Raw genomic sequence first — 21,833 nt, forward strand, 5'->3', positions numbered from 1 at the left:
CCAGCGGCCCGGCGAAGCCGGTTCCGCGGTATTCCTGGCCTTAGCGGCGTAGGTCCAGCGTGAAGGGGAACTCGCGGCTGCCGGCGATTTCGATGGTGGCCGGCGGCGTGCTGAGCAAGCCCGGCGTGTGCCCCATGCGCGAGAAGCGCGAATGCCGCCGGCTTTCGGCCTCGTAGGCGTTGACGGGAAAGGTGTCGTAGTTGCGCCCCCCCGGATGCGCCACGAAGTACTGGCAGCCGCCCAGCGACCGCTTCATCCACGTGTCGACCAGATCGAAGGTCAACGGAGCGTGCGCGCCGATGCTCGGATGCAGCGCCGAAGGCGGGTTCCACGCCTTGTATCGCACCCCCGCCACGAACTCGCCCGTGACGCCGGTCGGTTGCAGTGGCAGCACCTTTCCATTGACGGTGACGACATGCCGGCTCTCGTTGAGCCCCGTGACGCGCACCTCGATGCGTTCGAGCGATGAGTCGACGTAGCGCACCGTACCGCCTGCAGAGCCTTCTTCGCCCATCACGTGCCACGGTTCCAGTGCATTGCGCAGCGACAGCTCGATGCCCATCGCCTGCACCTGGCCGACCAGCGGGAAGCGGAATTCGAAGTGCGGCGCGAACCAGTTGGCGTCGAAGGCGAAGCCCGCCTGACGCATCTCGCTGATGACGTCGTCGAAGTCCATCTTCACGAAGGTCGGGAGCAGGAAGCGGTCGTGCAGCTCGGTGCCCCAGCGGGTGGCCGGCGCCGCGTAGGGTGCATCCCAGAAGCGGGCGATGAAAGCGCGCAGGAGCAGTTGCTGCGCAATGCTCATGCGCGCATGCGGCGGCATTTCGAAGGCGCGCAATTCAAGCAGGCCCAGCCGGCCGGTGCTGGAGTCCGGCGAATAGAGCTTGTCGATGCAGAACTCGCTTCGGTGCGTGTTGCCGGTGACGTCGACGAGGATGTTGCGCAGTGTGCGGTCGACGAGCCAGGCCGGCATGTTCTGCCCGTAGATCTCGCGGTTACGCGCGATTTCCTTCAGTGCGATTTCGAGCTCGTAGACCTGGTCGTTGCGGGCTTCGTCCACGCGCGGCGCCTGGCTGGTCGGGCCGATGAACATGCCCGAGAACAAATAGCTCAGCGATGGGTGGTTGTGCCAGTAAAGCAGCAGGCTTGCGAGCAGTTCGGGCCGGCGCAGGAAGGGGCTGTCCGTCGGCACGGCGCCGCCCAGCACGAAGTGGTTGCCGCCGCCGGTGCCGGTGTGACGGCCGTCGGTCATGAACTTCTCAGCCGACAGGCGCGTCTCGAAAGCCGCGTTGTACAGAAACTCCGTGTGCTCGACGAGTTCATTCCAGCTGTGAGCCGGATGGATGTTGACTTCGATCACGCCGGGGTCGGGCGTGACCTGGAGCATCTTCAGGCGGGGATCGCGCGGCGGCGGATAACCTTCCATCACGATCTTCACGCCGAGTTGTTCTGCAGTCGCTTCAACGGCCGCGACGAGGTCGAGGTAGTCCTCCAGGCGCGCGAGCGGAGGCATGAAGACGTAGAGCACGCCCGAGCTGTCGCCGACCTTTTCGGCGGCGGGTCCGTTGGCGCGACGCGGATCGCGCACCTCGACGCACAGCGCAGTCCGCGTGACCCAGTGGGCCGATTCGCCGCGACGAGGATGCCGTGCGCCGGGGTCTTGCGTCGCGCCTCGCTGATCGGCGCCTTCGCCAACCGGGCTCGGCATGCGCAGTGTCGCCGGGCCGGCATCGGGATGGCCGAAGGCGTAGGGCACGGCGCCGCGGTCGGCGTCCGGTGCCGCGGGCGCGGTGGCATACCGCGCCCTGAAGTCGGCACCTGTAGGCAGGCTGCCGCGCGGCGCAGTCGGATCGCGCTCGACGAGATACGGGTAGTCGCCCTTGCTGGCCCACGGCTGCGAATCGAGCGGAAGGCGATAGCCCATCGGCGAATCGCCCGGGATCAGGTACATGCGGTCATCGCGCAGGAACCAGGGTCCGGTCTTCCAGCCGGGGCCTGCGAGCGCGGGCGCATCGGCGTCTGCGTTCGATGCCTCGATGGGCAGCATGTAGCCGATGACGGCATCGAGCTTCTGCGTGAACACGCGGCGCAGGCGCACGCGTTCCATCTCGTCTTCGAGCTTGGAATCGAAAGGATCGACGTTGACCGGCAGCCGGCGCTCGCGCCAGAGGTAGTAGTAGACGTCTTCGTAGCCGGGCTGGATGTAGCGTTCGGTCACGCCGAGGCGATGGGCCAGCATGGTCGTGAAGCGGCGCGCATCTTCGCTCGTGTAGTGCGTGGGCGTGCGCTCGTCGGCAAACAGATCGGGGTTGTGCCACAGCGTTTCGCCGTCGGCGCGCCAGAAGATCGACAGCGCCCAGCGCGGCAACTGCTCGCCCGGATACCACTTGCCCTGCCCAAAGTGCAGGAAGCCGCCCTTGCCGTATTCGGCGCGCAGCTTGTGCACGAGCTCGGTCGCGTAGAAGCGCTTCGTTGGGCCGAGCGCGTCGGTGTTCCATTCCGGCGCATCGCGGTCGCTGGTGGCGACGTAGGTCGGCTCGCCGCCCATGGTGAGTCGCACGTCGCCGGCTTTCAGGCGCTTGTCGACGGCTTCGCCGAGAGCGATCACCTCGGCCCATTGCTCCTCGGTGTAGGGCTTGGTCACGCGCGGCGATTCGTGGATGCGCGTGACGTGCATTTCGTGGCCGAACTCGACCTCTGCGTCGTCCACCACGCCTTCGATGGGCGCCGCGCTGGAAGGCGTGGGCGTGCAGGCGAGGGGGATGTGCCCTTCGCCCGCCAGCAAGCCGGATGTAGCGTCGAGCCCGATCCACCCGGCGCCGGGCAGGTAGACCTCGCACCATGCATGCAGATCGGTGAAGTCGACCGTGGTGCCGCTCGGGCCGTCGAGGGCTTTGACGTCAGGTGTGAGCTGGATGAGATAGCCCGACACGAAGCGCGCAGCCAGTCCGCAATGGCGCAGCAGTTGCACCAGCAGCCAGCCGGAATCGCGGCACGAGCCGGAAGCGCTGGCGAGCGTCTCTTCCGGCGTCTGCACGCCGGGCTCCATGCGGATCAGGTAGTTGACGTCCTGCTGCACCTGCTGGTTGATGCCGACCAGGAAATCGATGGTGCGCTGTTCCTTGCGCTCGATCTTTTCCAGATACGCCTGCACCAGCGGCGTGGCTTCGTCGGCGACGAGGTAGGGCGCAAGCTCCTGTGCCTGTGCCTCGGTGTACTTGAAAGGGAAGTTTTCGGCCTGCGGCTCGAGGAAGAAGTCGAAAGGGTTGTAGACCGCCATTTCGACCACGAGATCGACGGTGACCTTGAATTCCCGCGTTTTCTCGGGAAACACCAGCCGCGCCAGGTAGTTCGCGAAAGGGTCCTGCTGCCAGTTGACGAAGTGCTGCTCGGGCTCGACGCGCAGCGAATACGAGATGACGTTGCTCCGGCAGTGCGGCGCAGGGCGCAGGCGGATGACCTGAGGCCCTAGTTGCACCGGACGGTCGTACTTGTAGTGGGTGACGTGGTGGAGGGCGGCGTGAATTGACATTCTTTTTCCGTGCGTCGAGCGTGCCTCGGGTGAGACGCATACTAGCCGACACAGAAAGCAATTAGCGCGCCATTGAAGCGCGCAGGGAGTGGATTGCTATGCAAGCAGGGGTTGTCTCGTGACGCCGGGCGGGGATGCGCGCGGCTGGGTTGTTTTTGCCGCGATGGCGGGTTCGGTCGTGGGCGCGGTGTTGCAGTTGCAGCAGGCGGCGTTGTGGTCATGGACCGCGTACGCGGGGATGGTCGCATCTGCGCTCATCGGCGCATCGATGTGGAGATGGCTTCGGCGCATCCGTTTGGGTGCTCTGGCGTTGGCGATGTTGATGGGTGCCCTGGCTGGCGCGGGCCTCGCGGGCTGGCGTGCGGCTGCCTATGTGAACGATGCAATGCATCCGGCGATGGAAGGTCGGGATGTGTGGGTTACCGGCGTGATCGCGCAGATGCCCCAGCACAGCGAAAGCGGTCTGCGCTTTGCATTCGAGCTCGAATCGGCGCGCTGGGCGGATGCCTCGCTGGAGGGCGCGCCGCCTCGGGTGCCGTCGCGCCTTGCGCTGGGCTGGTACGCGGATGCGGTTGCCGCTGTCGCGCGCCCCTCTGTGCATGCCGGTGAACGCTGGCGATTCGTTATCCGCCTGAAAGCGCCGCACGGGCAACTCAATCCGCATGGCTATGACCACGAGCTTCGCCTGTGGGAGCTAGGGGTGCAGGCGACAGGCTATGTGCGCACCGGCCCACGCGATTCGCGCCCGGAGCGCCTCGGCGAGACGTGGCGCTATCCGATGGAACGTGCGCGCGAGTCCGTGCGCGATGCGATCTTCGAGCGCGTGGCCGACCGGCAGTCGGCCGGGGTGATCGCGGCGCTTGTCACCGGAGACCAGAACGCCATCGATCGGGCCGACTGGGACGTCTTCCGGGCAACTGGTGTTGCGCACCTGATGGCCATCTCCGGACTTCACGTCACGATGTTCGCCTGGCTCGCGGCGCGTGTGGTCGGCCTGCTTTGGCGCCGCAGCGGACGTTGGATGCTGACGTGGCCGGCCCAGCACGCTGGGCTGCTCGGCGGCGTTGCGCTCGCAACGCTGTACGCGCTGTTCAGCGGATGGGGCTTGCCTTCGCAGCGCACGGTGTGGATGCTCGCCGCCGTTGCCTTGCTGCGCTTGTCCGGCAGGCGCTGGCCATGGCCCTGCGTCTGGTTGCTGGCTTGCACGGTCGTGGTGCTGCTCGATCCGTGGGCGCTGATGCAGGCCGGGTTCTGGCTGAGCTTCGTGGCAGTGGGCGTGCTGTTCGCCTCTGGGGCGGACGGCTTGGAGGGTGTGAACGGCGCGAATGGCGCTACTCGGAGCCGGCTGGGACGACTGCTTCGAGAGCAATGGGTGGTCACGCTCGGGCTTACGCCACTGACTCTGTTGTTCTTCCAGCAGATTTCAGTCGTCAGCCTGCCTGCCAACGCGGTGGCGATCCCCTGGGTCACGCTCGTCGTCACGCCGCTGGCGATGCTCGGCATGGTCATGCCGCCAATATGGGACGCGGCCGCCTGGGCCGTGCAGGCCTTGTCAGTGTTGCTGCATTGGCTAGCGCGTTGGCCGTTCGCGACCGTGTCGATGGCCGCCCCGCCGCTCTGGATGGCCATCGGCGGAATCGCGGGCGGGCTCCTGCTTGTCATGCGTTTGCCGTGGTCGATGCGCGTCTTGGGCTTGCCCTTGCTGCTGCCCGTGCTGCTATGGCAGGCGCCGCGCCCTGCTGCGGGCGAGTTCGAGCTCCTCGCAGCCGACATCGGGCAGGGCAACGCAGTGCTGGTGCGCACGGCCGCCCACAGCCTGCTGTATGACGCGGGGCCGCGCTACAGTCTCGAAACCGATGCCGGTAGCCGCGTGCTCGTGCCCCTGCTGAAGGCCTTGGGCGAGCGCCTGGACACCGTGGTCCTGAGCCATCGCGACAGCGACCACACCGGCGGCGCGCCGACAGTGCTGGCGTCGCAACCGCAGGCTGAACTGCTCAGCTCGATCGAGGCCGACCATCCGCTGCAGCAGCTGCGGCCCGCACGGCGGTGCCTCTCGGGCCAGCGCTGGTCCTGGGACGGCGTGGATTTCGAAATCCTCCATCCGGGGGAAAACGAGTACGCCTTTTTCACCCGGCCGAATGCGGTCTCGTGCGTGCTTCGCATCACCAACGGCCGCGCGACTGCGTTGTTGGCGGGAGATATCGAGCGGCTGCAGGAAACCGCCCTCGTCGTGCGCAACGCCGATCTGCAGGCGGACGTGCTGCTGGTTCCGCACCATGGCAGCAAGACCTCGTCGAGCCCGCTGCTGCTGGACGCGGTGAATCCGCGCATCGCGCTGGTCCAGGCCGGCTGGCGGAATCGATTCCGACATCCGGCGCCGGAAGTGGTGCAGCGCTATGCCGAGCGCGGCATCGCCCTGGTGGACACGCCGCACTGTGGGGCCGCGTCGTGGTCCAGCCTCGTGCCGGGCGAGGTGAGCTGTCGCCGCCAGGCTGCACGACGCTATTGGCACCACGACGTTTCGTCATCTTCTGCCGTTGTTTGGCCTTGAACTTGCTAAGCTACGGGCAAGGAGATTGGTCGTCCATGCACAAATTCGACGAGATGTATGAGCAGCTGCCCTACAACGGCGCTGCCGTCAGGAGCCACTACAAGCGATACGACCAATGGCTCGCGAAGCAGCCCGCAGAGGTGATGCGATCGCGGCGCGAGGAGGCGGAAATGATCTTCCGCCGGGTCGGGATCACCTTTGCCGTCTATGGCGCGAAGGACGAGGACGGCTCTGGCACCGAGCGGTTGATCCCATTCGACCTGCTCCCGCGCATCATCCCCGCCCACGAGTGGGCCTCGATGGAAAAGGGCCTGGTGCAGCGCGTGACAGCGCTCAACCGCTTCATCCATGACGTCTACCACGGCCAGGAAATCATCAAGGCCGGCGTCATTCCGGCCGAGCAGATCCTGAACAACGCGCAATACCGCCCCGAAATGGCCGGCGTGAAGGTGCCGAACGACATCTACTCCCACATCTCCGGCATCGACATCGTGCGAGCGCCCGACTCGGCGGGCAACGGCGAGTACTACGTGCTCGAAGACAACCTCCGCGTACCCAGCGGCGTGAGCTACATGCTGGAAAACCGCAAGATGATGATGCGGCTTTTTCCGGAGTTGTTCAGCCAGAACCGCATCGCGCCGGTGGCGCATTACCCTGACCTTCTGCTCGAAACGCTGCGCGCCTCCGCGCCGCCCGCAACGGCCGAGCCGACGGTCGTGGTGCTCACCCCGGGCATGTACAACAGCGCCTATTTCGAACACGCCTTCCTCGCGCAGCAGATGGGCATCGAGCTGGTCGAGGGGCAGGACCTCTTCGTCAAGGACGACTTCGTCTACATGCGCACCACGCGCGGCCCCAAGCGCGTCGACGTCATCTACCGCCGGGTGGACGACGATTTCCTCGATCCCGAAGTCTTCAGGTCCACGTCCACGCTCGGCTGCCCCGGCCTGATGCGCGCCTACCGCGAAGGCAACGTCGTCATCTGCAACGCGGTGGGCACCGGCGTGGCGGACGACAAGTCGATCTACCCCTACGTCCCGAAGATGGTCGAGTTCTACCTCGGCGAAAAGCCGATCCTGAAGAACGTGCCCACCTACATGTGCCGCAACAAGGACGACCTCGACTACACGCTCGCCAACATGAAGGACCTCGTGGTCAAGGAAGTTCATGGCGCGGGTGGCTACGGGATGCTCATCGGGCCCGCTGCGACGCAGGCCGAGATCGAAGACTTCAAGAAGGCGGTGCTCGCAAAGCCCGACGGCTACATTGCCCAGCCGACGCTGAGCCTTTCGAGCTCGCCGACTTTCGTTGAATCGGGCATCGCGCCGCGCCACATCGACCTGCGGCCCTTCGTGCTGTCGGCCAAGGAAGTGCAGATGGTGCCGGGCGGCCTCACGCGGGTGGCTCTCAAGGAGGGCTCGCTGGTCGTCAACTCGTCGCAGGGCGGCGGCACCAAGGACACCTGGATTCTCGAAGCGGACCGCAACGGCGCCGCCCGGGCCGGAGCGGCGCAAACGCAAACCAAAACGCAAACCCAGACGCAGTCGTCCTGATCAACGGAGCCCTTCAGATCATGTTGTCACGCACCGCCGATCACCTCTACTGGATGTCCCGCTACACCGAGCGCGCCGAGAACACCGCGCGCATGCTGGACGTCAACTACCAGACATCGCTGCTGCCGCAATCTGCCGAAGTCGCCAAGTACGGTTGGCAGGGCCTTCTGTCGATCAGCGAACTGCTGCCGCTCTACAACGAGAAGCACGAGGGCTTCAAACCCGACGAGGTCATGGAGTTCATGGTCAAGGACGAGTCGAATCCATCGTCCATCCTCTCGTGCCTGCGCGGGGCGCGCGAGAACGCCCGTGCGGTGCGCGGCGCGCTCACCACCGAAGCCTGGGAAACGCAGAACACCACCTGGCTCGAAGTCAATCGCATGCTGCGCAACAGGGAGTTCGAGCGCGATCCGGCGCAGTTCTTCGAATGGGTCAAGTTCCGCTCGCATCTTTCACGCGGCGTGACGCTGGGCACCATGCTGCAGGACGAGGCCTTCTACTTCTCGCGCCTGGGCACCTTCATCGAACGCGCCGACAACACCGCAAGGCTGGTCGACGTGAAGTTTCACGCGCTCAACAGCGAGTTCTTCGGCACCGCCACCGAGGAAGACCAGGAATACGACTTCTATCACTGGAGCGCGATCCTGCGCAGCGTCTCGGCTTTCGAGGTCTATCGCAAGGTTTACCGCGACGTGATCAAGCCCGAACGCGTGGCCGAACTGCTGATCCTGCGTGCGGACATGCCGCGTTCACTGCATGCGAGCCTGCATGAGGTGGTGAGCAACCTGGACAAGGTGAAGAACGAGCAGAGCTCCGAGACCCAGCGCCGCGCGGGCAAGCTGCTGGCGGACCTGCAGTACGCAACGGTCGATGAGATTCTTGCGACTGGTCTGCACGCGTACTTGACGCAGTTCCTCGACCGGGTGAATGAACTCGGCTGGCGGATCAGCCAGGACTTCCTGGTTCCTGCGCACTGAGAGCTATCCGCCGACGAGCAGCGCGCCTGGAAAAGCCCGGAGCAATGCCGAGGCCGCGTGCTCACCAGCGCCCAAGGTGTGCCGGGCGCCTGTGATGCAGTCTTCGAACAAAAGCGTGTCGATCTCCGGAGGCAGGACGACCCGCGTATCGCCCCATGCTTCGGCTGGCGGCACCGCGGTCGGGCCCGGAAAGCGCGGACGGCCCCACTCGTTCAACGAAGCAAAGAGGCGCACCGTGAGCGAGATGGCAACGCGGCCTTCGTGGCAGCGCAGGAAGCCGATCAGGTGGTGTGACTGCGTGCCGCGGATTTCGAGCGGCACATAACTGCCTTCGCTGAGCAGGTCGGGTTCACGCGCGCGCAAGCCGAGAAGTCGCCAAGTCAGCCAGTGCTTGGCGCGCCCATCGGCTGCCGATTCTGCGAGGCCCCGCACCGCCGTCTCCAGATCGCCGCCCTGGGCGAGCGCTTCGAGTTCTTGCAGCCGGCGCTGGCGGTCCTCGTAGTCGACCGGACGCCGGTTGTCCGGATCCACGAGGCTGCGGTCGATGAGCTCGCAGCCCTGGTAAATGTCGGGCACCCCCGGCGAGCTGAACTTCAGCAGCGTCAGGCTGATGTCGTTGAGCGCACCGTACCGGTCCAGTGCGGCCACTCCGTGTTGCAGATCGGCGAGGAAGTCCTTGCGCGCGTCTTGCGCAAGGATTCCACGAACGAAGCTTTCCAGCGCTTCTTCATAGGCAGTGTCCGGACGGGTCCAACTCGTCGCGGCCTTGCCTTCGCGTGCCGCCTTCACCATGTAGCGGACGATGCGCGCCATGTAGGCTTCGTGGTCGGCTGCGTTGGCCTTCGCCGCCGGCAGGGTCCCAAGCAGCGTCTGGTAGAGCAGGTACTCGTGCACCGGCGTCACGCTGCCGCGCAGCGGGGCGTTCAACGCCCGCCACCTTCGCAGCGCGAGCCGCCAGAGACCGGGGCATTCCGACAGCACGTCGATGCGCAGCCGAACGTCTTCGGAGCGCTTGTTGTCGTGCGTGGAGGTTGCCAGCATCGTGTGCGGCCAACGCTTTCGCCGGTCGTCGCTGGCCACATGAAACTCCGCGACCGGCACGCCGATCTGGTTCGGCTCTCCGCCCACTTCATTGACTGCGCTCAGCGGAAAGTAGCGGTAGAAGGCCGTGTCTTCCACGCCCTTGGCCGCGACGGGTGCGGTGAACTGCTGAAACCGTCTCGCAAACCGCACTGCCGCGGTGCGCAGTGGTGATTCCCGTCCGTCGGGCGGCAGACCGAGCAGCGCATCGCGCAGGAACCCGAACACCGATGGGTCCGGCAATTGCAATCGCTCGCGGGCGGCATCGATGGCCTGGTCGATGTAGCGCAGGTCCTGTGCGCTCGCTTCCTCGGCGTTGTAGGTGCGATAGACGGTCATGCAGGCGGCCACGGTGGCAATGGCCTCCCGCAAGGTGTTGAGCGTGTGGTCGCGAGTCCGGTGGTGGCTCTTGCCGATGTCGAGCAATGCATTGGCCAAGACTTCGAGATCGGAGGCGAGTGTGCCGTGGGCGACTTCACGCTTGGCGAAATACACCACGTCTTCGTAGCGTTCGTGCATGCCCGTGAAGCCGCGCCAGATCCGCGTCAGGCGATTCGCCGCCCGATGATCGACGAGCACGGCGTTCGCCAGGTTCGCAAAGCGATAGCCTGTCGTGCCGTGGATGGCCCAGGACACCGGCACGTCTTCGTGCGGCGCGGCGATCTTCTCGGCGACCACGTAGAGTGGGCACTCGGGCCGGCCGTTGGCGTCCCGGCCGCGGGACTTCTTCCCGACGCGCGCCACGAAACCATCCTGCAGCCGATCGAAATAGCAGGCGGGGTCTTGCAGGCCATCGGGATGGTCGATGCGCAATCCGTCGACCCAGCCGCGCGCCGCAAGGTTCAGGGCGAGCGCGTGCGTCGCTTCGAACACTTCCACGCGCTCCGTGCGAAGCGCCGCGAGTTCGTTCACGTCGAAGAAGCGGCGGTAGTTGATCTCGTCCGCCGCTGTGCGCCAATGAGCGAGCCGATACGACTGTACCTCCAGCAACTCGTGCATGGCCTGGCGCTGGTCGTGGCCGTTGAGCGCATGCACTGCTGCATCCACGGCCCGCGCGGCGGCGGGGGTTTCGGACTCCAGTGCGGCGAGTCGGTCCGCGAGGACCTTCTTGTCCCTTGCGCGCCGGGCGACAGCATCGGCGTCCTCGCCAGACACCGAGGGCATTTCGCGCGATGACTCCGCGATGGCACCCAGCAGTGCCGCGGCCTTCGGGTCGTGGACGCGCGTCGCGGCGCGGTCGAGGATGAGCGAGAAGGTCTGCGGCGCCAGCGGAAAGAAGTGATCGAAGTAGCAAACGCCGAACGCCCCTTTGGCCGGCTCCCAGCGCAACTGGAGTTCACCACGCTCCAGCACCGCGCCATAGTGATCGCCCAGTACCGGCAGCAGCACCTTGCCGGTCAGCCCCGGCGCCAGCGCCTCCCATTGAATGTCGAAGTGCGATGCGTATGGCGAGGCCGTTCCGTTTTCGAGCACGTCCATCCACCAGCGGTTGTCCGTGCCGAGCACGCCCATGTGATTGGGGACGAGGTCGATGAGCTGCCCCATCCCGTGGTCCTTGAGCACACGCGTGAAGCGTTCGAATGCAGGCATGCCGCCGAGTTCGGGATTGATCTCATCGTGCGCGACCACGTCATAGCCATGCATGCTGCCGGGCCGCGCCCGGTGAATCGGCGAGCAATAGACGTGGCTCACGCCCAGCTTCGAGAGATACGGAACGATGCGCGCCGCGTCGTCGAAGGTGAACCCGCTGTGCAACTGCAGCCGGTAGGTGGCGCGCGGCACGCGCAGCGGCAGGTTCGAAGTCTCCGCAGGGCGTTCGCGGGCGAGCGGGCGGGCTTGCGAGAGTGCGGCGCAGATCTTTTGGACGCCGGCCTCCCGCCAGAGCGCCTCGACAGTGGGGCCGTACTTGCGGCGCCAGTTTGGATGCTCGTCGACGGTGCCCGGCAGATTCGCCTGCTCCACGCTGCCCAGCGCATCTTCGAGCTGAAGCGCCATGAGCTTCGATGGGGCGCCGGCAAGAAAGGCGTGCACGGCGGTGATACCGCCGGAATCCAGCGGTCCATTGCCCGACGCCGTGCTCAGGCTGGCAGCGAGTTCGGGTGCGTGGCGTTGCATCGCCTCTTTGAGGCGCGCGCGCGAATGGGCGCGCTCCAGCGTCTGGTGCGCCAGGGTCTCCCGGTCGGCGATCAGGCCGAGTTCGAAGCGCGTCTGGAGATCGTGCGCCGACCACCAGCCTGCCAGCGTCGCGAGATCGTGCGTGCTGACGGCCGCGATCGCGTCGCGCGGATAGTCCGCCGGTGTGCGAAATGCGCCGTCGCTTTCCTGCTCGAAGTAGAGCACCCGATACGACAGCACGCCGAAGCGGCGCAGCGTCTCGCGCATGGCCTCGGGCACCGTGCCGAGGTCTTCGCCGATCACCAGGCAGCGGTGGCGCTGGCTCTCCAGTGCAAGCACCGCGAAGAGCTCTTCGACCGGATAGCTCACGTAGGCGCCATCGCGCGCGGCGCCGTCGGCGGGGATCCAGAAAAGGCGCATCAGGATCATCACGTGGTCGATGCGAATGGCGCCGGCCTCGTGCATGTTGGCGCGCAGCGCTTCGATGAAGGGCTTGTAGCCTCCCTCGCGCAAGCGGTCGGGCCGCAGCGGCGGCAAGCCCCAGTTCTGGCCTTCGAGGTTGAAGGCATCGGGCGGCGCGCCGACGCGAACGTCGCGTGCAAAGCTTTGCTGATGGCGCCAGGCGTCCGACCCGCTTCGATCGGCCGATACAGCGAGGTCGAGATAGAGGCCGATGGCCTTGCCCGATACGGCACACTGCGCTCCGACCGCCTGAAGCTGCCGCGCAGCCTGCCACTGGAGGTATTCGAAGTAGCCGACTTCAGCGCCGTGCTCTCTTGCGAAGTCCGCCACGGCCGGCGAGGCCGGATCGCGGTAGGGCTCAGGCCACACGGGCCAGCCCCAGACGTTCGCATCCGCAGCGTGGAAGTGCGCCTGCAGGGCTTCGAACAGCGCGTGCTGGCGCAATGCCTCTCCGCCCTGTTCACAAAATCGCGCGAAGGCCTGCGCCTCCGGGTCGCCGTCATCGCGTTCGCCGAAGCGGCTGTGGAGCATCGCCAGCACTTCGTGCTTCAGCGCCGCAACGCCGGCGTAATCGACGAGCGATGCGTCGCGCAGTTCCGCGAGGCGCGACTGGAACGCAGGCGACCGGACCCTTTGCCGGGCGCCGGCACAGTCGGCGAAATCCGGCACCGCTTCCACGTCGATGTAGAGCACGTTGAGCTGCGACCGCGACGAAGGGCTGTAGGGGCTCGTGCGAGCCGGGTCGTGCGGAAAGAGCGCATGAAGCGGATTGAGTCCCACGAACTCGGCGCCTGCGTGTGCGGCCCGCGCGACGAAGTCCTTCAGGTCACTGAAATCGCCGATCCCCCAGTTGCGCGCGGAACGGAGCCCGTAGAGCTGGAGGGTGAATCCCCAGGCACGACCCTCTTCGAGAATCTGCGGACGATGACACTGCGCAGGCGCGCAGATCACCAGGCATTCGCTCTGCAGGCCACCGAGGCTCAGGCGGTGATAGCCGTCGGGCAGCGCCAGCGGAATCGAAAGCTCGTAGCGTGCATAGGCGATGCCGGCTATGTCGGCATGCTGCGCCGCGTGCAGATCCCTCGTCTCTGCCGCGCCTTCATGCACGGCACCTTGCTCGTCGACCAGCCGCCATTCGATGCGCCCTGTCGAGGTCGGCAGCCTCACGTCGGAGACGAACAATGACTGCGAGCCCGAAGCAACAATCAACGTCGGCGGCAACGCACGCTGCCATGTGGCGCGTTCAGCGGCCGCGTCGGCTGCGCTGAAATCGGCCCGCGGCTCGCGCTCGACGAAGCCTGCGTCGAGCAACAGCGCCGCCAACCCTTCGTTCGACACTGAATGGCGGTTGCCGAATGCGTCTTCGAATTCAGGCGCGATGCGGTAGCGCTCGCACAAGCGCCGGATGCTCGAGACCTCGTCGTCCGTGAAGCCGGGTTCAGCCATCCGGCAACTCCTCGATCGATGCGCAGACACCGCCAGGCACGAGCGGAAGCTGGGCCTCGCTTGCGGCCTCCTGGGTTGCGGGCAGCCTATAGATGACGCGGCCGGGCGGCCATGCCACCTGAGCGTCCGTGGTCCCGAAGTTCGCAACGAGGTGCAGAAGCGATGGCTGGGCGTTTCCGTTGAGGCCTTTGCCCAGTGACCACACCAGCCGAAGCGCATCGCCTTCGACCGACCATTGCACCAGTTGAGTTCCATGGCCGAAGCGCGGCGCAAGCTCGGCATGGCGCACGGCAAGCACCGCGCGCGTGTGTTGGAGTTCCTTGGCGTGCTCAGGCTGCGCGCGTTCGGCGTCATCGAGTTTGGATGCGGTAAACGCCTCCATGCCATTGGGATCAGGAATCCTCAGGCGCGCCTTCTCGTCCGCAAAAGCTGCGAAGCGCCCGAATTCCTCGCGCCGCCCGGCCGATACCGCGGCAGCAAGCTCCGGGCCGAAATCGCAAAAATAAAGGAAGGGCGTGTGCGCGCCGTATTCCTCTCCCATGAACAACATCGGCGTGTGCGGCGAAAGCAGCACGCAGGTTCGGGCGGCGCGAAGCAGGTCCGGCGCGGCAAGGACGTCGATGCGCTCACCCAGCGCGCGATTGCCGATCTGGTCGTGGGTCTGCAAAAACGATACGAATGCGCCAGGCGGCAGATGGTCGCAAGGCTCTCCGCGAGGCTCGCCTCCGCGAAACGCGGACGGCTGGCCTGCGTAGACAAAGCCCTGCGCAAGCGCCAGCCCGAACTTCTCGAGCGGATGCTGCGCATAGTCCGCGTAATAGCCATCGGTCTCGCCCGTCAGCAGGACATGCGCGGCGTGGTGCAGGTCGTCGTTCCACTGTGCGGTGGCGGCAATCGGCTTGCCCTGGTCATCGCGCGTGAGCCGATGGGCCTGGTTCAGGTCGTTTTCGAGCACCACGTGCACTTGCCGTTGCCGCCCCGGGCCTTGCTGCAGCGCGGCGCAGACCTCTTCGACGATGGGCGGCGTCGAGTCGTCGCGAATGGCATGGACCGCATCCATGCGCAGGCCGTCGAATCGATATTCCTCGACCCAGTACAGTGCGTTGTGCACGAAGAAGTCGCGCACGGTGCGCGAATCGGGTCCGTCGAAGTTGATCGCCGGACCCCACGGCGTCTGGTGGGCCGCATTGAAGAACTGGGGGCAGTAGGCATGCAGGTAGTTGCCCTCCGGCCCGAAATGGTTGTAGACCACGTCGATCAGCACCATCAAGCCGAGTTCATGGGCAGTGTCCACGAAGGCCTTGAGCTGCTCGGGCGTGCCATAGCTGGTGTCGGGCGCGTAGGGGAGCACGCCGTCGTAGCCCCAGTTGCGGCGGCCGGGGAAATCAGCAATCGGCATCAATTCAATGGCAGTGATGCCGAGTTCGGCCAGCGCCGGAAGCCTCTGTCTTGCCGCTTCGAAAGTGCCCTCCTGGGTGAACGCGCCGAGGTGCATTTCATAGATGACCGCTTCCTGCCACGGGCGGCCTGTCCAGGCGTCGTCGCGCCACGTGTAGGCCTCCGGGTCGATCACCTCGCTCGGGCCGTGGACGTCGTCGGGGTTGCGGCGTGAAGCGGGGTCGGGAACGCGCAGGCCGTCGGGCAGGCGGTAGCGGTAGCGATCGCCGGCAGCGGCCTCCGCCGCCGTGTGTTCGTGCCAGCCGTCGGCATCGCGCTGCATTGGAGCTTCACGCCAGTCTCCGCCTTTGGACCATTCGAGGACGACCTTTGGAACATCGGGCGCCCAGAGCTTGAAGCGGACGCCGTCCCGGCACACCTCCGCGCCGAAAGGCATCGAATGCTGGTGTTTCATATCGCGGTCCTCGTATGCCGCAGTAGCGCGAGCGACCGGTCCTGCAATGGATAGGCCGGCTCGTCGAGCGTCATCGAGAGGGCGCTCTCGCGCGCCGTATCGATCACGCGTGTCCAGGTTGCTCCCGGACGCGGCGGCAGCGTAAAGGGCAGGGGCTCGTGGTAGGCGTTGAGCAGCAGCAGGAAATCGTCGTCGCGCTGGGATTCGCCGCGCGGCCCCACGTCGATGATGCCCGCGCCCGAGAACATCATGCCCAGGCAGCGCACGTGCTCGCCCCAGTCGGCCGGCGCCATTTCATCGCCATCGGGCTTGACCCAGACGACGTCCTTCTGCTGGCCATCGCCAACGGGCTGTCCCCGAAAGAAGCTGCGTCGGCGAAACGATGGATGCATGCGGCGCGTGCGAATCAGCAGCGCGACGAAATCGCGCAGGGAATCGGCTTCCGGAGAAGGGGTCCAATCGAGCCACGACAACTCGTTGTCCTGGCAATAGGCGTTGTTGTTGCCGTGTTGCGTGTTGCCGCGCTCGTCGCCCGCAAGCAGCATCGGCACGCCTTGCGACAGCAGCAGCGTCGCGAGGATGTTGCGCTTCTGGCGTTCGCGCAGCGCGAGGACTTCAGGGTCGTCCGTCGGGCCCTCGGCGCCGCAGTTCCACGACAGATTGTTGTTGTTGCCGTCGCGGTTGTCTTCACCGTTGGCCTCGTTGTGCTTGTCGTTGTAGGAGACGAGGTCGTGCAGCGTGAAGCCGTCGTGCGCCGTGACGAAGTTGATGCTCGCGTGCGGCCCCTTGCCGGACCAGCCGTAGAGATCCTGCGAGCCCGAGAGCCGGTGTGCGGCTTCGCCGGCCACGCCCGCATCGCCTTTCCACCAGCCGCGGATGCCGTCGCGGTAGCGGTCATTCCATTCGGCCCAGCCCGGCGGAAAGTTGCCGACCTGGTAGCCGCCATGCCCCAGGTCCCAGGGCTCGGCGATCAGCTTGACCTGGTTGAGCGTCGGGTCCTGGCGGATCGCATCGAAGAACCCGCCCAGGTTCTCGACCTTGCCTGCCTCGCGGGCGAGTGCCGACGCAAGGTCGAAGCGAAAGCCGTCCACGTGCATTTCCTCGGCCCAATAGCGCAGTGAGTCCATGACGAGCTGCAGCGCGCGCGGCTGCTCCAGATTGACGGTGTTGCCGCAGCCGGTGAAGTCGTCGTAGTAGCGCGGCTGCGCGCCATTGGCGATGTAGTAGGACATGTTGTCCACGCCGCGCATCGAGAGCGTCGGCCCCAGGTGGTTGCCTTCGCACGTGTGGTTGTAGACCACGTCGAGGATCACCTCGATGCCTGCCGAGTGCAGGGTCTTGACCATGGTCTTGAATTCTTTCACCTTGCCCGAGGCGCTGTAGCGCACTTCCGGCGCGAAGTAGCCGAGCGTGTTGTAGCCCCAGTAGTTCTGAAGGCCCTTGTCGGCAAGATGGCGATCGTTGATGAACGCGTGCACCGGCAGCAGCTCGATGGTGGTCACGCCCAGGCGCTGCAGGTAGTCGATGACCGGCGAACACCCCAGTGCCGCATACGTGCCGCGCAGGTGCTCCGGAATGGCGGGATGCTGCATCGTGAAGCCGCGCACGTGCATTTCGTAGATGACCATGTCCTGCCAAGGAACCTCGGGCCGGCGGTCTTCGCCCCAGGTGAATGCGGTTTCGAGCACGCGGCTCTTGGGCATGAAGGCCGCGCTGTCGCGGCGGTCGAACGACAGATCCTGGCGCTTGCTGCCGACCGAGTAGCCGTAGAGGGCGTCGCTCCAGCGCAGTTCGCCGATCAGGTCCTTCGCATACGGGTCGAGCAGCAGCTTGTTGGGATTGAAGCGATGGCCTTCTTCGGGCTTGTAGCGCCCGTGGATGCGATAGCCATAGGCCATGCCCGGCCGAGCCTCTGGGAGATAGCAATGCCAAACGTCGTTGGTGCGCTCGCGCAGCACGATGCGCTGGCGCTCATGCCGCCCCTTGTCGTCGAAGATGCACAACTCCGCCTTTTCCGCGTGCTTGGAGAAGATCGCGAAGTTCACGCCCTGGCCATCCCAGGTTGCGCCAAGCGGGTAGGGACGCCCTGGCCAGACCGCGGTCAGGGCTACGTGATTGCGTTTGGTCACGGGTGGGGCCGATCACGGTCTGTTCGGGGCGGCCACGCGGCGGTCGGGCGGTTCGCTCCGGGAAAATCACGGGTGGTCGTTTCGCGCACGACGGGCCGCGGCGGAGGCCGATCGCGCGGCCACCACTCCTCGATGCGGCGTGCGGCCCAATCCTTGCCCGCGAGCCCGAACGCCAGTGCCAGTGCGAACACCACGCCGGCGAGGATGATCAGGAAACTCTGCCGGACGATATCGCCACCGACCTTGATCTGGTCGAGCGCGATGAGCACCACGAAAAGCAGGATCGCGTATTGCGCCAGCTTGCCGAGCAGTTGCGCATCCTGCATGCCGGCGTTGCGGCTGTAGGCACTGATTCCGTCCCCCACGTACTTCGCGAAGAAGGCGCCGAAGACCAGGATCAGCAGCGCGACGAACACATTGGGCACGAACCACATCACGCGCCCGAGCATGTCGGCCGCATAAGTGAGCCCGAGCCCGTTGAAGGCAACGACCAGCGAAATCAGTATGACCAGCCAGTAGGCCAGCGCACCGAAGACGACGGTCGAGTCCTGCACCATGCCGCCCTTGCGGAGAAAGTCGTCGATGCCGGAGCGCTCGGTGAGCACGTGGAAGTTCAACGCATGCAGGCCGCGCACCACGGTGAAGCGCGCCGCCTTGGCCAGCAGCCAGCCGACGGCGACCGCCAGCACCGCAAAGAGCAGCCGGGGGAAGTACGCGCCGATCTGGAACAGGAAGGCGCGCAACGGCTCGAGATGAATGGAGAGGCTTTCCATGGACGTGCTCCGGGTGATGTGTGTGTCCGCGCTCAGCGAACGGCCGTTCGTTCAAGCAATGCGAGGATTCCCTGCAACGGAACGGGCACCCAGTCGATCCGGTTGTTCAGTTCGTAGCGCAGTTCGTAGAACGCCTTCTCCAGCTCGAAGAGTTCGAGAAGCTGCCTGTCGACCGGACCCGACTCCGGGGCCAGGACCTCCTGGTAGCCGGAAAGAAATGCGGCTCGCGTCTCGCCCTCCCAGGCGCGCGCCGCGGCGTCCAGGCGCACCAGCTCCTCGGCATTCTGGGCAGCGCGGCGCAATGCGCTCCAGCGCGCGTAGTTGAAGGAGCGCAGCATGCCGGCGACATCGCGCAGCGGCGATTGCTTGGTGCGGCGCTCTTCGATGGGTCGTGCGGGTTCGCCTTCGAAATCGATGATTACGAAATCGTTTCGCGTCAGCAGCACCTGTCCGAGGTGATAGTCGCCATGGAATCGCGTTCGCCACGCTGTCTTGCCTGCAAGATACACGCCATCCACGAAGGTATCGACCGCCTTGCCCATGCCGAGCAGTCTCGTCGCGTCGTCCTGCGCGCTGGCGGGCAGCGTGGTGCGCACGAATTCGCCGAGCTGCCTGAGTGTGCCCGCGGCCTCGGAGCGCACGGTTTCGCGGATCTTTTGAAGGTCGGCATCCGCCATCGGCACCGGTTCGAAGGCGGCGTTGCCAGTGCGCTTGGCGAGCGCATTGTGCAGTTCGGCCGTGCGGGCGCCGAGGATGCGGATCAGCGCGAGAAATGCGCCGTGCAGCTCCGGCGTGGTTGCGCCGTCGGTATCACGCAGTTCGCCCAACACACGTTCGAGGTACGCCAGCGTGTATTCCCATCCGTCGCCCTGGTTCGGCACGTAGGCCTGCAGCAGCGCGAGCGTCATGACCGTGCCGTCCTCGCCCAGGTATTCGAGCGCGCCGGCAATCGGAACCCCATGCACGAAACCGGCTTCTTCCGTGAGGAAGCGGCCCATTTCCAATTCAGGATTGACGCCCGCGCGCAGTTGACGGTAGCCCTTCAGGAACAGCGTCTCGCCGAGCGTGACCACCGTGTTGCTGCTGACCGGGCTGGGCGGACTCACGGGCAGCGTATCGATGACTTCAGCGGGAAACTCCCGCCCCAGCGATGTGGGCCGGAAGTGAAGCTCGCCGTGGTCGGTGCGAAGCCGCGTTTCATGCACGATGGCGCGAACGACTTGGCGGCAGAACGCCTCGTCGAAGAAGGCATCGCCCATGACGCCGACGTTCGCCTGCTGCCGCACCTTTGCGATGGCGGCCTGCTGCAGCGATTTCATGCGCTCTTCGTCGCGGTCTTCCCACGCGAGAGCCAGCGGCATGAAGTAGGTGGCACCGCCGGGCGGTCCTTGCAGAGCCAGCAGCGGCAGCATCCAGCTGTAGCCGTCGATGTTCCAGACTGCCTGGTCGCGAAACGCGGCGCGCTCGATGTGCGAACCCTTGGTGGCATACCAGCGCTGGGCTTCGATGTGCGGCGGCAGCGTGTCAGTCTCGATCTGCCGGCTCAGCCGGTCGGCAAAGCCGATGCGCCAGGGCACCACGCGGTCCCTGAAGATGCTGGTCCAGCCGTCGAAGAGCACCAGCACGGGGCGGTCGAGAAGGGCGACACCTTCCTGGTGCCAGCTTGGCATGGGGGCCTCCTCGGCGAGCCTGAACCAATAGAAGCCATGCGACGTCAACGTGAGCAGATAGGGCAGTTCGCCGATCGGCGGAAACGATGTGCGGCCCAGCATCTCGACAGGCACCCGGCCCTTGAACGCCGAGAGATCCAGTTCGACCGGCTGCGCCGCGCGCGACAGGTTGAACACCGACAGGATCACGTCGTCGTCATGTTCGCTGATGTAGGCGAGGATCTTTCGATTGCCCGGCTTGAGGAACGTGCGGCGCCCGCGCCCGAAGGCCCGGCTCGTCTTGCGCACCGCGAGCATCCGGCGCGTCCAGTGCAGCAGTGAGCTTTTGTCGCGCAACTGCGCTTCGACGTTGACGGCCTCGTAGCCGTACATCGCATCCATGATTGGCGGCAGGTACAGGCGCTGCGGATCCGCGCGCGAGAAGCCTGCATTGCGGTCCGGGCTCCATTGCATGGGCGTCCGAACGCCGTTGCGATCGCCGACGAAGACGTTGTCGCCCATGCCGATCTCGTCGCCGTAGTAGATGATGGGCGACCCCGGCATCGACAGCAGCATGCTGTTCATCAGCTTGATGCGGTCCTTGTCGTTGTCCATCAACGGTGCGAGCCGTCGGCGAATGCCGAGGTTGATGCGCGCCTGCATGTCCGCGGCGTAAGTCGTGTACATGTAGTCGCGCTCGCGGTTGGTCACCATCTCCAGCGTCAGCTCGTCATGGTTGCGCAGGAAGATGGCCCATTGGCAGTTCTCGGGAATATCGGGCGTCTGCTGCAGGATCTCGACGATGGGGTCGCGGTCTTCCTGCGCGATGGCCATGTACATGCGCGGCATCAACGGGAAGTGATACGCCATGTGGCATTCGTCGCCTTCGCCGAAGTAGCCCCGCACGTCCTCCGGCCACATGTTGGCTTCGGCCAGCAGGAAGCGGTTCTTGTAGTTGGCATCGATGGCTGCGCGCAGCTTCTTGATGACTTCGTGCGTCTCGGGCAGGTTCTCGTTGGTCGTGCCGTCGCGCTCGATGAGATAGGGGATGGCATCCAGCCGGAAGCCGTCCACCCCCATGTCCAGCCAGAAGCGCATGGTTCGAAACACCGCTTCGAGCACCTGGGGGTTGTCGAAGTTGAGGTCGGGCTGATGGCTGAAGAACCGATGCCAGTAATACGCCTTGGCGACTGGATCCCACGTCCAGTTGGACTTCTCGGTGTCGGTGAAGATGATGCGGGTGCCCGCATAGAGCGTGTCGGTGTCGCTCCAGACGTAGAAGTTGCGCTCTCGCGATCCGGGCGGCGCCGTGCGCGCGGCCTTGAACCACGGGTGTTCGCTCGACGTGTGGTTGATGACCAGTTCGATGATCACGCGCAACTCGCGCTTGTGCGCCTCTTCCAGCATGTCGCGGAAGTCCTGCAGCGAGCCGTATTGCGGATGCACGTCTTCGTATTCGGCAATGTCGTAGCCGTCATCGCGCAGCGGCGAAGGATAGAAGGGCATCAGCCAGATGGTGTTGACGCCCAGGTCCTTCACGTAGTCGAGCTTGCTGGCCACGCCCTTGAAGTCGCCGACGCCGTCGGCATTGGAGTCCAGAAAGGCTTTGACGTTGAGCTGATAGATGACCGCATCGCGGTACCAGGTCGGATCGCCGGAGGTGTCGATCTCGGTGGTTTCGAGGACGAGTGTCGGCAGCGGGGCGTTCATGGGC

The 21,833-nt window shown here is 65.5% G+C and carries 9 protein-coding genes; 3 read left to right on the plus strand and 6 right to left on the minus strand.

Translation table 11 applies throughout. From position 1 onward, the window contains the following. Nucleotides 1-40: 40 nt before the first annotated feature. Nucleotides 41-3,532 carry a transglutaminase family protein gene (locus tag AC1DMA_RS12835; RefSeq protein ID WP_478144418.1) on the minus strand — a complete coding sequence of 1,164 codons (3,492 nt, stop codon included), beginning with the start codon at nucleotides 3,530-3,532 and terminating at the stop codon, nucleotides 41-43. 163 nt (nucleotides 3,533-3,695) lie between these two features. Here AC1DMA_RS12835 and AC1DMA_RS12840 point away from each other — a divergent pair, with 163 nt between their 5' ends. Genes AC1DMA_RS12840 through AC1DMA_RS12850 form a run of 3 tightly spaced genes read left to right on the plus strand, consistent with a single transcriptional unit; the run spans nucleotide 3,696 to nucleotide 8,613 of the window. Continuing rightward, nucleotides 3,696-6,083 (plus strand): DNA internalization-related competence protein ComEC/Rec2, encoded by a 2,388-nt coding sequence (locus tag AC1DMA_RS12840; RefSeq protein ID WP_478144649.1) that lies wholly within the window; start codon nucleotides 3,696-3,698, stop codon nucleotides 6,081-6,083. A gap of 35 nt (nucleotides 6,084-6,118) precedes the next feature. Then, nucleotides 6,119-7,636 carry a circularly permuted type 2 ATP-grasp protein gene (locus AC1DMA_RS12845; RefSeq protein WP_478123790.1) on the plus strand — a complete coding sequence of 506 codons (1,518 nt, stop codon included), beginning with the start codon at nucleotides 6,119-6,121 and terminating at the stop codon, nucleotides 7,634-7,636. A 20-nt stretch (nucleotides 7,637-7,656) separates the two neighbouring features. Further along, entirely contained in the window at nucleotides 7,657-8,613 is a 957-nt protein-coding gene (locus AC1DMA_RS12850; protein ID WP_478144419.1) for an alpha-E domain-containing protein, read from the plus strand. A gap of 3 nt (nucleotides 8,614-8,616) precedes the next feature. On the opposite strand, the gene treY is transcribed toward AC1DMA_RS12850, so the two are convergent. The 5 genes from treY to treS are packed head-to-tail and all read right to left on the minus strand — an operon-like array spanning nucleotide 8,617 to nucleotide 21,829. After that, nucleotides 8,617-13,716 (minus strand): malto-oligosyltrehalose synthase, encoded by a 5,100-nt coding sequence (gene treY / locus AC1DMA_RS12855; protein WP_478144420.1) that lies wholly within the window; start codon nucleotides 13,714-13,716, stop codon nucleotides 8,617-8,619. Beyond that, the gene (gene treZ / locus AC1DMA_RS12860) at nucleotides 13,709-15,568 is read right to left on the minus strand and encodes a malto-oligosyltrehalose trehalohydrolase (protein ID WP_478144421.1); all 1,860 of its coding nucleotides are present in this window, start codon (nucleotides 15,566-15,568) and stop codon (nucleotides 13,709-13,711) included. The genes treY and treZ overlap by 8 nt, the downstream gene beginning before the upstream one ends. Next, entirely contained in the window at nucleotides 15,565-17,697 is a 2,133-nt protein-coding gene (glgX, locus tag AC1DMA_RS12865) for a glycogen debranching protein GlgX (RefSeq protein WP_478144422.1), read from the minus strand. Before glgX ends, treZ begins: the two co-directional genes overlap by 4 nt. Further along, nucleotides 17,694-18,470: a mechanosensitive ion channel family protein gene (locus AC1DMA_RS12870; protein WP_478123785.1), complete on the minus strand. Its 777-nt coding sequence runs from the start codon at nucleotides 18,468-18,470 to the stop codon at nucleotides 17,694-17,696. The genes glgX and AC1DMA_RS12870 overlap by 4 nt, the downstream gene beginning before the upstream one ends. 32 nt (nucleotides 18,471-18,502) lie before the next feature. Then, entirely contained in the window at nucleotides 18,503-21,829 is a 3,327-nt protein-coding gene (gene treS, locus AC1DMA_RS12875) for a maltose alpha-D-glucosyltransferase (RefSeq protein WP_478144423.1), read from the minus strand. Between the last annotated feature and the right edge of the window lie 4 nt (nucleotides 21,830-21,833).

It is taken from the genome of Variovorax sp. 05N34, assembly GCF_056397405.1.